At 70.9% G+C, this 14,237-nt stretch carries 12 protein-coding genes; 6 read left to right on the top strand and 6 right to left on the bottom strand.

What is annotated here, in order from left to right; all coding sequences use genetic code 11:
• Positions 1 to 310: 310 nt before the first annotated feature.
• Complete coding sequence (locus ACQEUX_RS01740) at positions 311 to 1,261, bottom strand: heme o synthase (protein ID WP_433040047.1); 951 nt, start codon at positions 1,259 to 1,261, stop codon at positions 311 to 313.
• A gap of 265 nt (positions 1,262 to 1,526) precedes the next feature.
• Between ACQEUX_RS01740 and tkt the strand changes: the two genes are divergently transcribed.
• From tkt to pgl, 6 genes are all read left to right on the top strand, one after another.
• The gene (tkt, locus tag ACQEUX_RS01735) at positions 1,527 to 3,665 is read left to right on the top strand and encodes a transketolase (protein ID WP_433040044.1); all 2,139 of its coding nucleotides are present in this window, start codon (positions 1,527 to 1,529) and stop codon (positions 3,663 to 3,665) included.
• A 15-nt stretch (positions 3,666 to 3,680) separates the two neighbouring features.
• On the top strand, positions 3,681 to 4,859 hold the full coding sequence (gene tal / locus ACQEUX_RS01730) for a transaldolase (RefSeq protein ID WP_433040042.1): 1,179 nt from the start codon (positions 3,681 to 3,683) through the stop codon (positions 4,857 to 4,859).
• Positions 4,856 to 6,505, top strand: a complete 1,650-nt coding sequence (locus tag ACQEUX_RS01725) for a glucose-6-phosphate isomerase (RefSeq protein ID WP_433040040.1) — start codon at positions 4,856 to 4,858, stop codon at positions 6,503 to 6,505. Before tal ends, ACQEUX_RS01725 begins: the two co-directional genes overlap by 4 nt.
• 99 nt (positions 6,506 to 6,604) lie before the next feature.
• Entirely contained in the window at positions 6,605 to 8,119 is a 1,515-nt protein-coding gene (gene zwf, locus ACQEUX_RS01720; RefSeq protein WP_433040038.1) for a glucose-6-phosphate dehydrogenase, read from the top strand.
• Between the two features lie 58 nt (positions 8,120 to 8,177).
• Positions 8,178 to 9,194, top strand: coding sequence for a glucose-6-phosphate dehydrogenase assembly protein OpcA (locus ACQEUX_RS01715; protein WP_433040036.1), 1,017 nt, complete (start codon positions 8,178 to 8,180; stop codon positions 9,192 to 9,194).
• Positions 9,195 to 9,349: 155 nt separating this feature from the next.
• Positions 9,350 to 10,120: a 6-phosphogluconolactonase gene (gene pgl, locus ACQEUX_RS01710; protein ID WP_433040035.1), complete on the top strand. Its 771-nt coding sequence runs from the start codon at positions 9,350 to 9,352 to the stop codon at positions 10,118 to 10,120.
• A gap of 52 nt (positions 10,121 to 10,172) precedes the next feature.
• On the opposite strand, the gene ACQEUX_RS01705 is transcribed toward pgl, so the two are convergent.
• The 5 genes from ACQEUX_RS01705 to gap all read right to left on the bottom strand — a co-directional run bounded on the left by ACQEUX_RS01705 (position 10,173) and on the right by gap (position 14,004).
• Complete coding sequence (locus ACQEUX_RS01705) at positions 10,173 to 10,514, bottom strand: RNA polymerase-binding protein RbpA (RefSeq protein ID WP_433040033.1); 342 nt, start codon at positions 10,512 to 10,514, stop codon at positions 10,173 to 10,175.
• A gap of 140 nt (positions 10,515 to 10,654) precedes the next feature.
• Positions 10,655 to 10,915, bottom strand: coding sequence for a preprotein translocase subunit SecG (gene secG / locus ACQEUX_RS01700; RefSeq protein WP_124816438.1), 261 nt, complete (start codon positions 10,913 to 10,915; stop codon positions 10,655 to 10,657).
• A gap of 96 nt (positions 10,916 to 11,011) precedes the next feature.
• The gene (gene tpiA / locus ACQEUX_RS01695) at positions 11,012 to 11,803 is read right to left on the bottom strand and encodes a triose-phosphate isomerase (RefSeq protein WP_433040030.1); all 792 of its coding nucleotides are present in this window, start codon (positions 11,801 to 11,803) and stop codon (positions 11,012 to 11,014) included.
• Positions 11,804 to 13,003 carry a phosphoglycerate kinase gene (locus ACQEUX_RS01690; RefSeq protein WP_433040028.1) on the bottom strand — a complete coding sequence of 400 codons (1,200 nt, stop codon included), beginning with the start codon at positions 13,001 to 13,003 and terminating at the stop codon, positions 11,804 to 11,806. It lies immediately after the preceding gene.
• Entirely contained in the window at positions 13,000 to 14,004 is a 1,005-nt protein-coding gene (gap, locus tag ACQEUX_RS01685; RefSeq protein WP_433040026.1) for a type I glyceraldehyde-3-phosphate dehydrogenase, read from the bottom strand. The genes ACQEUX_RS01690 and gap overlap by 4 nt, the downstream gene beginning before the upstream one ends.
• Positions 14,005 to 14,237 lie beyond the last annotated feature (233 nt).

Here is a 14,237-nt window from a genome sequence, read left to right as displayed (position 1 = left end):
TAAGCAGACTCGCACCCACTCGGGTGAGAACCATGAACCTTTTGTGATGCCAATTACCTACAGGTTTAAGGAACACCACAGGTTTGCTGTCCGCTTTTATCAGGACTTTTCAGCGCGAAACGGAGCGGCAAACCTGAGCCTAGCCATCGAAGGTTGAGCCGATCCGACTCATGCCGAAAGTTACGCTGATGTGACGTTAAACCCGGACAACTCATCCATGGCCATGATTAGTCAGCAGATGATCGGCGCCCGACGGGCGACCGTAGGCTGGCGCCGCACCCGGGGGTGCGGCGCGGGTACGGCGGGTCGGTCAGATCAGCGCGTCGAGCGCGACGGCCACGAACACGATCGTCAGGTACGTCGTCGACCAGTGGAACAGCCGCATCGGCTTGACCGCCTCGCCGCGCGTCGCGCGCCGGCAGAGCCGGTGCGCCTCGACCACGAAGATGGCGCCCACGACCAGGGTCGGCACCCCGTAGATCGCGCTGAGCCCCAGGGGCCAGACGGCCAGGGAGGTGAGCACGGTGAGCCACGCGAAGATCAGGATCTCGGCGTTCACCCGACGGGTCGAGGCCACCACTGGCAGCATCGGAATGCCGGCCCGGGCGTAGTCGTCCTTGTACTTCATGGCGAGGGGGTAGAAGTGCGGCATCTGCCAGAAGAAGACCACCGCGAAGAGCCCCCAGGCGGCCGGCGCCAGCGAGCCGGTCACCGCCGCCCACCCGATCAGCACCGGAGCCGCCCCGCAGGCCCCGCCCCAGAAGGTGTTCGTCGGGGTGGACCGCTTGAGCCACAGGGTGTAGACGAGGTCGTAGTAGGCGATGGCCGCGAGAGTCAGCCCGGCGGCCAGCAGGTTGGTGAACGCCGCCATCAGGGCGATGGACACCGCCGCCAGCACCAGACCGAAGATCAGCGCGTTTCGTGGCGACACGGTGTGCGCCGGCAGCGGGCGACGCTTGGTACGCCTCATCAACTGGTCGATGTCCCGGTCGATGTAGCAGTTGAGCACGCTGGCCGCGCCGGCGGCGAGGGAGCCACCGATCAGTACGACGGCCATCAGCCACAGCGACGGGAGCCCGCCGTCGGCGAGCATCATCGCCGGGACGGTGGTGACCAACAGCAGTTCGACGATCCGCGGCTTGGTGAGCGCGACGTACGCCGAGATGACGCCGCGTACGTCCCGCCGGGCCACCGTGCCCTCGACAGCCCGTGCCGGATGCCCGGCTGGGTTGCTCGCGGGGCGCTCGGTGATCATGCTCACGGATTGCCACCTTCCGGCATTGGCGCGGGGAGATCGGATCGGCGGGGGCCGCTCGGGTCCGCACACCGACCCACACACTACGCGTCGTCGTTTTGGCTGCCCGGCCGACCCGACAACGGTGCGGACCGTCACACCACCGGGTTGAACCGGGCATCGGGAGCGTCACGTACCGCACACCATGCAGTGATCCCTGGGCGCGTGTTTAGCGACGCTCGATAGGGTCATCAGTGAGGGTTCCGCCCATCTGCCGAGGAGCACAACCATCGTGGCTGTCAAACGACCCGAGCACCCCGCACTGAACTGGTCCGACCTCGATCGCCGGGCCGTCGATACCGTCCGCGTGCTGGCCATGGATGCCGTGGAGAAATCCGGCAACGGCCACCCGGGCACCGCGATGAGCCTTGCGCCCGCGGCTTACCTCCTCTTCAACCGCGTCATGCGGCACAACCCGGCCGACCCGAACTGGCCCGGCCGGGACCGGTTCGTCCTCTCCGCCGGGCACTCCAGCCTGACTCTCTACATTCAGCTGTTCCTGTCCGGTTACCCGCTGAGCCTGACCGACCTGCAGTCGCTGCGGCAGTGGGGTTCGCTCACCCCGGGTCACCCCGAGCACGGGCACACCCCGGGCGTGGAGACCACCACCGGCCCGCTCGGGCAGGGCCTGGGCAACGCGGTCGGCATGGCCATGGCCGCCCGCCGCGAGCGCGGCCTGCTCGACCCCGAGGCCGAGCCCGGCGCGTCGGTCTTCGACCACGACATCTGGTGCATCGTCTCCGACGGCGACATCGAGGAGGGCATCAGCCACGAGGCCAGCGCGCTGGCCGGGCACCAGCAGCTGGGCAACCTCACGGTGATCTACGACGACAACGAGATCTCGATCGAGGACGACACCCGGATCGCCAAGAGCGAGGACGTGGCCGCCCGCTACGCGGCGTACGGCTGGCACGTGCAGACCGTCGACTGGCGCAGCGGCGACGCCGACCAGGGCGACTACCACGAGGACGCCGAGGCGCTGTACGCGGCGCTGCTGGCCGCCAAGGCGGAGACCGGCCGTCCCTCCTTCATCGCGCTGCGCACGATCATCGGCTGGCCCGCCCCCAACAAGCAGAACACCGGAAAGATCCACGGCTCGGCGCTCGGCGCCGACGAGGTGAAGGCCACCAAGCGGATCCTCGACTTCGACCCGGAGCAGACCTTCCAGGTCGACGAGGACGTACTCGCCCACGCCCGCACGGTGATGAGCCGCGGCTCCGACGCCCAGCAGGAGTGGACCGGCGCGTTCGACGCCTGGAAGAAGGCCAACCCGGAGCGCACCGCCCTCTACGAGCGGATGGCCGGCCGCGTACTCCCCGACGGCTGGACCGACGCGGTGCCGGTCTTCCCCGCCGACGCCAAGGGCGTGGCCACCCGGGCCGCCTCCGGCAAGGTGCTGGAGGCCCTCGCGCCGGTGCTGCCCGAGCTGTGGGGTGGTTCGGCCGACCTGGCCGAGAGCAACAACACCACCATGAAGGGCGAGCCGTCGTTCATCCCGGCCGTGCACGCCACCAAGGACTTCCCCGGTCACGAGTACGGCCGCACGCTGCACTTCGGCATCCGTGAGCACGCCATGGGGGCGATCCTCAACGGCATCGCGCTGCACGGCGGCACCCGCCCGTACGGCGGCACGTTCCTGGTGTTCAGCGACTACATGCGCCCGTCGGTCCGGCTGGCCGCGCTGATGAAGCTGCCGGTGACCTACGTGTGGACGCACGACTCGATCGGCCTCGGCGAGGACGGCCCGACCCACCAGCCGGTCGAGCACCTGACCGCGCTGCGCGCCATCCCGGGCCTGGACGTGGTCCGCCCGGCGGATGCGAACGAGACCGCCTGGGCCTGGCGGCTGGCTCTGGAGCACACCGACCGGCCCACCGCGCTGGCGCTGAGCCGTCAGCCACTGCCGACCCTGGACCGGGACGTGCTGGGCGGCGCGGACGGCGTGGCCAAGGGTGGTTACGTGCTGGCCGAGGCGTCCAACGGCAAGCCGCAGGTGATCATCGTCGGCACCGGTTCCGAGGTGCAGCTCTGCCTGACCGCCCGGGAGCGGCTGGAGGCCGACGGCACCCCGACCCGGGTGGTCTCGATGCCCTGCCAGGAGTGGTTCTACGAGCAGGACGAGGCGTACCGGGAGTCGGTCCTGCCACGCGGGGTAAAGGCACGGGTGAGCGTGGAGGCGGGCATCGCGATGTCCTGGCGTGGCATCGTCGGCGACCTCGGCGAGAGCGTCAGCCTGGAGCACTACGGCGCGAGCGCCCCGCACACCGTGCTCTTCGAGCAGTTCGGCTTCACCCCCGACCGGATCGTGGCGGCGGCGCACGCCTCGCTGGCCCGGGTGGGCGACATCACCGGTTTCACGACCGGCAACTGAGGGAGCGTGGACGGCATGACGGACAAGCTGAGTGAGCTCACCGCCGCGGGCGTGGCGGTGTGGCTCGACGATCTTTCCCGGGTACGACTGAGCTCCGGCGGGCTGGACCAGCTCCGCCGCGAGAAGCACGTGGCCGGGGTCACCACCAACCCGACGATCTTCGCGAAGGCGCTGAGCGACGCCGACGAGTACAACTGGCAGCTGCGTGACCTCGCCACCCGTGGGGTGGAGGTCGAGGAGTCGGTACGCATGCTCACCACGTACGACGTGCGGTGGGCCTGCGACGTCATGCGCCCGTCGTACGACAAGAGCGCGGGCGTCGACGGGCGGGTCTCCATCGAGGTGGATCCCCGGCTGGCCCACGAGAGCGACCGGACGGTCGCCGAGGCCAAGGCCCTGTGGTGGCTGGTCGACCGCCCGAACCTCTTCATCAAGATCCCGGCCACCGAGGCCGGCCTGCCGGCGATCACCGCCACCCTGGCCGAGGGGATCAGCGTCAACGTGACGCTGATCTTCGGTCTGGACCGCTACTCGGCGGTCATGGAGGCGTTCCTCGCTGGCCTGGAGCAGGCCAAGGCCAACGGCCATGACCTGTCCACCATCGGCTCGGTGGCGTCGTTCTTCGTCTCGCGCGTCGACTCCGAGGTCGACAAGAGGCTGGAGAAGATCGGCTCCGAGCAGGCCAAGTCGCTGAAGGGCAAGGCCGCTATCGCCAACGCCCAGCTGGCGTACGAGCGCTACTCCGAGGTGTTCGCCTCCGACCGGTGGCGGGCCCTCGCCGACGCCGGCGCGCACCCGCAGCGGCCGCTGTGGGCGTCCACCTCGACGAAGAACCCGGACTACCGCGACGTCATCTACGTCGAGGAGCTGATCGCCCCCGGCACGGTCAACACCATGCCGGAGTCGGTCATCCACGCGTACGCCGATCACGGCGAGACCCGCGGCGACACCATCACCGGCTCCTACGACGCGGCCCGCAAGGTCTTCGCGGACCTGGAGTCGGTCGGGGTGGACATGGACGACGTGATCGCCACTCTGGAGCGCGAGGGCGTGGAGAAGTTCGAGGCGAGCTGGCAGGAGCTCCTCGACGGCGTCCGCAAGTCGCTGGCGGCGGCCGGTGCCGGCAAGGGTTCACCGAACAAGGCCGCGAAGGCCAACGCGAAGGCCGCCGAGAAGACTGGTGGCGAGGCATGAGCGATCTGTTGGCCGGGCCGGTGGAGGCGGCTGCCGGGCTTGCCGTGTACGGCGCGGACGCCGTCGACAAGTCCGCGCCCGCCTCGACCCGGGACGCGCTGGTCAAGGCCGGCGTTCCGGGCAAGCTGGCAGCCAAGGACGCGAGCCTGTGGGGCCCGGACGCCGAGGCCGAGGCGAAGATCCGGCTCGGCTGGGTGGACACCCACCAGCGCAGCCGGGAGCTGCTGGTACAGCTGGCCGAGCTGACCGCGGAGCTGGCCGATCTCGACCACGTCGTGCTCGCCGGCATGGGCGGTTCGTCGCTGGCCCCCGAGGTGATCACCCGCACCCTGGGTCGCCCGCTGACGGTGCTGGACACCACCGACCCGGGTCAGGTCCGGGCGGCGCTCGGTGACCGGCTGGAGCGCACCGTGGTGGTCGTGGCCAGCAAGTCCGGTTCGACGGTGGAGACCGACAGCCACCGACGCGCCTACTGGCAGGCGTTCCTGGACGCCGGGATGACCGAGGCGGAGGCCGGCCGGCACTTCGTCATCGTCACCGACCCGGGCTCGCCGCTGGAGACCACCGCGACCGAGATGGGCGCGTTCACCGTGCTCGCCGACCCGAACGTGGGCGGTCGGTACTCGGCGCTGACCGCGTTCGGCCTGGTCCCCTCGGCGCTGGCCGGGGTCGAGGTCGGGGAACTGCTCGACCAGGCCGACGCGCTGGCCGCGTCGCTCGGCGCGGACCGGGACAATCCGGCGCTGGCGCTGGGGGCCGCCCTGGGCGCCGCCGCCACGCTGGCCCGGGACAAGGTCGCCCTGGTGTCCGACGGCACCGGCATCGACGGGCTCGGCGACTGGGCTGAGCAGCTGATCGCCGAGTCGACCGGCAAGGCCGGGGTGGGCATCCTCCCGGTGGTCGTGGAGTCACCGCAGAGCCCCGGCGTGAGCGGGTCGGACGTACTGACCGTCAGCTACGGCGGCGCGCTGGCCCCCGGCGACGTGCCGGGCGGCGGCGCCGACCCGGACGTGGCCGTCAACGGCCCGCTCGGCGCACAGTTCCTGGCCTGGGAGTACGCCACGGCGGTGGCCGGTGTGGTGCTCGGCATCGACCCGTTCAACCAGCCGAACGTCACCGAGTCCAAGGAGAACACCAACAAGATCCTGGCCTCGGGCCTGCCGGCGGAGACGCCGTCGTTCACCGAGGGCGCGATCGAGGTGTATGCGCCGCAGGGCGCTCCCGGCGACCTGGCCGGGGTGCTGCGCTGGCTGCTCGACGGGCTGGGCGACGACGGTTACCTCGCGGTGATGGCGTACCTCGACCGGTTCGCAGACGCCGACGCGGCCCGGCTGCGGCCGCTGCTGGCCCAGGCGAGCGGCCGGCCGGTGACCTTCGGCTGGGGGCCCCGGTTCCTGCACTCGACGGGCCAGTACCACAAGGGCGGCCCGCAGGTGGGCAGCTACCTCCAGGTGACCGGCGCGGTCGCCGAGGACCTGGAGGTGCCGGGCAAGCCGTACACCTTCGGTGAACTGCAGGCGGCGCAGGCGGCCGGCGACCGGCAGGCCCTCGCCGGACGGGAGCGGCCGGTGCTGCGGCTGCACCTGACCGACCGGGCCTCCGGCGTCGCCCAACTGCTCGACGCGGTCGGTGAGCTGCGGGCGTGAGGATGGACGACGTGACTGAAGCGGAAGCGAGGGGGCACCGTGAGCGCGAGGAGTGAGCCGGGGTTACGAGCCCCGCAGTCGCGAACCGAAGGTGGCTCGGTGAACCCGCTGCGCGACCCGCAGGACCGCCGGTTGCCCCGGATCCCGGAGCCGTGCGCTCTGGTGATCTTCGGGGTGACCGGCGACCTGGCCCGCAAGAAGCTGCTCCCCGCGGTCTACGACCTGGCCAACCGGGGGTTGCTGCCGCCCGGCTTCGTGGTGCTCGGCTTCGCGCGCCGCGACTGGGGTGACGGCGACTTCGAGACGTTGGCCTGCGAGGCTGCCCGCAAGCACGCCCGTACCCCCTGGCGGGACGAGGTGTGGGCGCGGCTGGCCGGCAACATCAAGTTCGTCGGTGGGTCGTTCGACGACGACGCCGCCTTCGACCACCTCGCGGCCACGCTGGACGAGCTGCGGCAGTCCCACGGCATCACCGGCAACGCGGCGTTCTACTTCTCCATCCCTCCGGCCGCGTTCCCCACCGTGCTCAAGCAGCTGGCGCGCACCGGAATGGCCGACAACGACAAGTCCGGCGGGTGGCGCCGGGTCGTGGTGGAGAAGCCGTTCGGTAACGACCTGCCCTCGGCGAAGGCGCTCAACGACCTCGTCGACGACGTGTTCACCCGGCAGGACGTCTTCCGGATCGACCACTACCTGGGCAAGGAGACGGTCCAGAACATCCTCGCCCTGCGGTTCGCCAACAACCTGTTCGAACCCCTGTGGAACTCCAAGTACGTCGACTCGGTGCAGATCACCATGGCCGAGGACGTCGGCATCGGCACCCGCGCCGGCTTCTACGACACCGTCGGCACCGCCCGCGACGTTCTACAGAACCACCTCCTCCAGCTTCTCGCCCTGGTGGCGATGGAGGAGCCGACCAGCTTCGACGCCGACGAGATCCGGGCCGAGAAGCTCAAGGTGCTCAAGGCGATCACCCTGCCCAAGGACGTGGCCCGCGACACCGTACGCGGCCAGTACCTGCCCGGCTGGGTGGGCGGTGAACGCGCGGTCGGTTACCTGGACGAGCGGGACGTCCCCGCCGACTCCACCACTGAGACGTACGTGGCGGTGCGGCTGGGCATCCAGAACCGCCGCTGGGCCGAGGTGCCGTTCTACATCCGGGCCGGCAAGCGACTGCCCCGGCGGGTCACCGAGGTCGCCATCATGTTCAAGAAGGCGCCGCACCTGCCGTTCAACGACGCCGACATGGAGTCGCTGGGCAACAACCAGCTGGTCATCCGGGTGCAGCCGGACGAGGGCGTGGTGCTCAAGTTCGGCTCGAAGGTGCCCGGCACCACGATGGAGGTCCGCGACATCGCGATGGACTTCCAGTACGGCGAGGCGTTCACCGAGTCCAGCCCGGAGGCGTACGAGCGCCTCGTGCTGGACGTGCTGATCGGGGACCGCACCCTCTTCCCGGACGCGGCCGAGGTCGAGCAGAGCTGGCAGGTGATCGACCCGCTGGAGCACGCCTGGGCGGGCACCAAGCCGGAGCCGTACCGCGCCGGCGAGTGGGGTCCACGGGCCTCCGACGAGATGCTGGCCCGCGAGGGCCGTGCCTGGCGGCGCGCGTGAGCGAGCGAATCAGCAGGCACAGCAGCGGGCCAACGATGACGCAGACCAGGAGGCTCCAGTGATCGGGCTCTGGGACACCACCGGCAACGAGGTGGTCAAGGCGCTCGCCGCCGAGCGGCGCAGTGCCGGCGGGGTGGCCAGCGGCATGGCGCTCACCCTCATCGTGGTCGTGGACGAGAAGCGGGTCCGGGAGGCGGAGGCGGCGGCGACGATCGCCGCCGCCGCACACCCGTGCCGGCTGGTGGTGGTGGTCCGCTCGGAGATCGAGAGGGACCGCAACCGACTGGACGCGGAGATCGTGGTCGGTGGCCGGCTCGGTCCGTGCGAGGCGGTGGTCACCCGGATGTACGGTCGGCTGGCCCTGCACGCCGAGTCGGTCGTGATGCCGCTGCTCGTCCCCGACGTGCCGGTGGTCACCTGGTGGCACGGTGAACCACCGGCGGAGATCGCCACCGATTTCCTCGGTGTGGTCGCCGATCGGAGGATCACCGACTCGGCGCAGGCCGCCGACCCGGTGGAGGCCCTGCGGCAGCGTGCCCGGGACTACGCCCCGGGCGACACGGACCTGGCGTGGACCCGGATCACCCCGTGGCGGACCCTGGTCGCCGGGGCGTTCGACACCACCGAAGCGAGGGTCACCGAGGCGACCGTCGTCGCGCCGCCCACCGACCCGACGGCGGCGCTGATGGTGGGTTGGCTGTCCAGCCGGCTCGGCATCACCCCGCATCGGGTGGACACCGACGAGTTCCCCCGGATGCGGGAGGTGCAGTTGAGCTGCGCCAACGGCGACCAGCTGTCCCTGTCCCGCGAGGACAGCATGGCGGTGTTCCGGCGGACCGGCCAGGACGACCGGACCCTGCCGTTGGTCCGCCGACCGCTCGGTGACGAGCTGGCCGAGGAGCTGCGTCGCCTGGACGCCGACCAGGTGTACGCCGAGGCGCTCGGCGCGACTGTCGGGCTGCGAGGGCTGGAGCAGCGTCCCGCGCAGCGGGTGCACGTCTGGAAGGATCCGGCCACCGCGCAGCGCGCCGAGGCCGGGGTCACCGCGCACGCCGGTACGAGCGGCGAGGGCTGAACCGGCCGGTGCACGACGTCGGGGCAGGGCCGGGGTGACACCGGGCCCTGCCCCGAAACCTCCGGGGGCGGTCCGCCCCCGCCAGATCCGGGCGTATCGACCCGGGCATGACGCAACAGCGACCGCCCCGCGGTCGGGAAACGAAGGCGCAACCCATGAGTGAGGCGAGTGTCGCCGTACATGCCGACGCCGACCTGCTGGCGCAGGCCGTGGCGGCCCGGCTGTTGGTGAAGCTGCTCGACGCCCAGGCCGACCGGGGCGAGGCCTCGGTGGTGCTGACCGGTGGTCGGATCGCCGCGGCCGTGTACCGGGCGGTGGCGACGTTGCCGGCCCGCGACGCGGTGGACTGGTCCCGGGTCGACGTGTGGTGGGGCGACGAGCGGTTCCTGCCCGCCGGTGATCCGGAGCGCAACGAGACCCAGGCCCGTGCCGCCCTGTTGGACGTGGTGCCGTTGAACCCGGCCCGGGTGCACCCGATGCCGGCCTCCGACGGGCCGGCCGGCAACGACCCCGAGGCGGCCGCGGCGGCGTACGCCGAGGAACTGGCCCGCGCGGCCCGGCCCGGGCACGCCACGCTGCCGCACTTCGACGTGCTGATGTTGGGTGTCGGCGAGGACGGGCACGTGGCCTCGATCTTCCCCGAGCACCCGGTGCACTACGAGACCCGGCCGTGCAGCGCGGTGCGGGGCAGCCCCAAGCCACCGCCGGTGCGGACCACGCTCACCCTGCCGGCGATCAACACCGCCGAGGAGATCTGGCTGGTGGCCGGCGGCGCCGACAAGGCCCGCGCGGTGGGTATGGCGTTGGCCGGTGCCGGGCCGGTGCAGTTGCCGGCCGCCGGGGTGCACGGCGTGGGCCGCACCCGCTGGCTGCTGGACCGGGCGGCGGCAGCCGACGTACCCGCCCGACTGCGCAGCCTGCGCTGAGCGCGGGACGGGCCCCTTCGTGACGCCTGGCGTCGAGAAGGGGCCCGTCCTCTCACTCGCCTCGGCGGCGGCGGAGCGCGGCGAGCGCCTCGGCCAGCAGCGCCTCCCCCTCCTCGGCGGTACGCCGCTCCTTCACGTACGCCAGGTGGCTCTTGTACGGCTCGGCGCGGACCCGGCCGGGTGGGTTCTGCGCGTCCCGGCCGGCGGGTAGGCCGCAGCGGGGGCAGTCCCACAGGGGCGGCGCCTCGGCCTCCGCGGCGATCCGGATGTCGATCCGGTGGTCGTTGCGGCACCAGTAGGTGACGTCCTGTCGGGGGGCGGGTTGGTGCCGCTCGTCCGGGCGCATGGGCGCGGACCCGACCCGGGCGCCGCGGATAACGTTGCCACTCGGCACGGCTGCTCGCTCCTGTCGTCGGAGGGGACCCGCCGTCTTCAGGGGTGGGGCGGCGGGCGACGCGGTGCAGCGGAGAAAAGCCTGCGCGCGGCCCGTCTGGAGACGGACCGCGCGCAGATTGTACGACTTGACGGGCCTGATCAGGCGCCGCTGTTCATCTGGAGGCGTAGCCAGAGCCCGAGCCCGACGATGGCGGCGAACCAGACGACGCTCACCAGAACGGTGTATCGGTCCAGGTTCTTCTCCGCCACCGAGGAGCCGGCGAGGCTGGAGCTGACGCCACCGCCGAACATGCTCGACAGACCGCCGCCCTTGCCGCGGTGCAGCAGGATCAGCATGGTGAGCAGAATGCTCGTGATGACCAGCAACACGATCAACGTGTATGCGAACCAGATCGGCATGGCTGGGGTCAGTTCCTCTCGTAGCGATCCTCGCCCGGTCTGATCGGGCACGGTGGCACCGACCAGCGGACGGGCGGTGTCCAGGATACCGAGCGATCAGCGGGCGAGGTGCTCCGGGAACCGGCAGATCTGAGCGAATTCCTCCGCGTCCAGGCTGGCGCCCCCCACGAGGCCCCCGTCCACGTCCGGCTGGGCCATGATCGAGGCGACGTTGGACGCCTTGACCGAGCCGCCGTAGAGGACCCGGACCTGGTCGGCGGTGTCCTGGTCGAAGCGCTCCGCCAGTCGCTGACGAACCGCCCCGCAGACCTCCTGGGCGTCCTCCGGGGTCGCGGTCTTGCCCGTGCCGATCGCCCAGACCGGCTCGTACGCGATCACGACCTGCCGCACCTGCTCGGAGGTGAGCCCGGCGAGGCCACCGTCGAGCTGGTCGGCGCAGTGCGCCACGTGAGTGCCCTGCTCGCGCACGTCCAGCCCCTCCCCCACGCAGAGGATCGGGGTCAGGCCGTGCGTCAGCGCCGCCTTCACCTTGGCGTTCAGCAGCGCGTCGTCCTCGTGGTGGTAGGCCCTCCGCTCGGAGTGCCCGACCACCACGTACGTGCAGCCGAGCTTGGCCAGCATCGCGCCGGAGATCTCCCCGGTGTACGCGCCGGACGCATGCGCGGAGAGGTCCTGCCCGCCGTAGCCGATCAGCAGCTTGTCCCCGTCGACCGCGGTCTGCACGGTACGCAGGTCGGTGAAGGGCGGCAGCACGACCGTCTCGACGTCGGTGAGCTGCTTCTCGGTGAGGCTCGCCGCCAGCTTCTGCACCAGCAGGTTGGCCTCGAGGTGGTTGAGGTTCATCTTCCAGTTGCCGGCCATCAACGGCCGGCGGGTGGTGCTCGCCATTCAGTTCTCCAGGGCCGCGATGCCGGGGAGGGTCTTGCCCTCGAGGTATTCCAGGGAGGCGCCGCCGCCCGTCGAGATGTGATTGAAATCAGTCTCGTCCAGCCGCAACGCACGGACCGCCGCTGCGGAGTCGCCGCCGCCGACGACGCTGAACGCGTCGGCCTTGGTGATCGCCTCGGCGATCCCCCGGGTGCCGGCCGCGAAGGCCGGCATCTCGAACACGCCCATCGGGCCGTTCCAGAAGATCGTCTTCGCCTGGGACAGCGCGGCGGCGAAGCCGGCCACCGTCTCTGGGCCGACGTCCAGACCGAGACGGTGGCTCGGGATGCCGTCGACGCGGACCGTGTCGTGCGCGGCGTCCGGGGCGAACGCGTCCGCGACCACCACGTCGACCGGGAGCATGATCTTGCCGCCGGACCGCTCCAGCAGGTTGCGGCAGGTCTCGACCATGTCCTTCTCGAGCAGCGAGGTGCCCACCTCCAGGCCCTGGGCCTTGAGGAAGGTGAAGCACATCCCGCCACCGATGAGCAGCCGGTCGACCGTGGGCAGCAGCGCCTCGATCACGGCGAGCTTGTCGGACACCTTCGACCCACCGAGCACCACCACGTACGGCCGCTCGGGGTTGCCGGTGAGCTTGGAGAGCACCTCGACCTCACGCAGCACCAGTCGGCCCGCGACGTGCGGCAGCCGGGCCGGCACGTCGTAGACGCTGGCGTGCTTGCGGTGCACGGCACCGAACGCGTCGTCCACGTACGCGTCGCCGAACGCGGCGAGCTGGTCGGCGAAGGCACCCCGCTCGGCCTCGTCCTTGCTGGTCTCACCCGCGTTGAAGCGCAGGTTCTCCAGCAGGGCGACCTGGCCGTCGGCCAGGTCCGCGACGGTGGAACGGGCGGAGTCACCGACGGTGTCGGTGGCGAAGTGCACCGGCGCGCCGAGCAGCTCACCGAGCCGCCCCGCGACCGGGCGGAGGCTGAACTGCGGGTCCGGGGCGCCCTTCGGGCGACCCAGGTGCGAGCAGACGACCACCTTCGCGCCGGCCTCGACCAGCGCGCCCAGCGTCGGCAGCACCGCGCGAATACGCCCGTCGTCCGTGATGTCACCGGTCTGCTTGTCGAGCGGGACGTTCAGGTCGGCGCGCACCAGCACGCGCCGACCCGACACCCCCTCGGCGAGCAGGTCGTCGAGGGTCCGGATGCTCACAGCGAGGAACCCACCAGCTTGACCAGGTCGACCAGGCGGTTGGAGTAGCCCCACTCGTTGTCGTACCAGCCGACGACCTTGACCTGGTTGCCGACGACCTTGGTCAGCGGCGCGTCGAAGATGCACGACGCCGGGTCGGTGACGATGTCGGTGGAGACGATCGGGTCCTCGTTGTAGACCAGGATGCCCTTGAGCGGGCCGTCCGCGGCGGCCTTCAGCGCGGCGTTGACCTCGTCCACGGTGGTCTCGCGACCCACGTTGACGGTGAGGTCGGTGACCGAGCCGGTCGGGATCGGCACCCGCAGGGCGTACCCGTCGAGCTTGCCCTTGAGGTCCGGCAGGACCAGGCCGATCGCCTTGGCGGCACCGGTGGAGGTCGGCACGATGTTCAGCGCGGCGGCACGGGCCCGACGCAGATCCGAGTGCGGCGCGTCCTGGAGGTTCTGGTCCTGGGTGTACGCGTGGATCGTCGTCATCAGACCGTGCTGGATGCCGAACGTGTCGTGCAGGACCTTCGCCATCGGGGCGAGGCAGTTGGTGGTGCACGAAGCGTTGGAGATGATGGTGTGCTTCGCCGGGTCGTAGGTGTCGTGGTTGACACCCATGACGACGGTGACGTCCTCGTTCTTCGCCGGGGCGGAGATGATGACCTTCTTGGCACCGCCGTCGACGTGCGCCTTGGCCTTGGTGGCGTCGGTGAAGAAGCCGGTCGACTCGATGACGACGTCGGCGCCGACCTCGCCCCACGGCAGCTTCGACGGGTCCTTCTCGGCGTACGCCTTGATGGTCTTGCCACCGACGGTGATCTCGTCGGCGGTGGCCTTGACCTCGTACGGCAGGCGACCCAGGATGCTGTCGTACTTGAGCAGGTGGGCGAGCGTGGCGTTGTCGGTCAGGTCGTTCACCGCCACGATCTCGATGTCGGCGTCGGACGCCAGCACTGCCCGGAAGAAGTTACGGCCGATCCGGCCGAAGCCGTTGATGCCAACCCGGATGGTCACAGGTCCCATCTCCTCGCGTTCTGGTCTGCCGGCTTCAGACAACGGGCCGGCGGAGTGGTGTGCGCCGACCGTTGGAGCCGGCCGTTGACGGTTCATCTCGGCCACCCCGCCGCGGTCTGAGGACCTGACCGCCCGAGGCGGTGGGCACGACGAGGAGTGCCTGTGTCGGCCCCCTTGCCGTACGCAGCGACCCTATCCGAGCGTGCGGGACCACGCTGCGCCGGGTCGTGCTC

The organism is Micromonospora sp. CA-259024, assembly GCF_050936255.1.
Classification (GTDB): Bacteria; Actinomycetota; Actinomycetes; order Mycobacteriales; family Micromonosporaceae; genus Micromonospora.
Note: the sequence above shows the minus strand (reverse complement) of the source record. Positions and strands in the feature narration are given on the sequence as shown.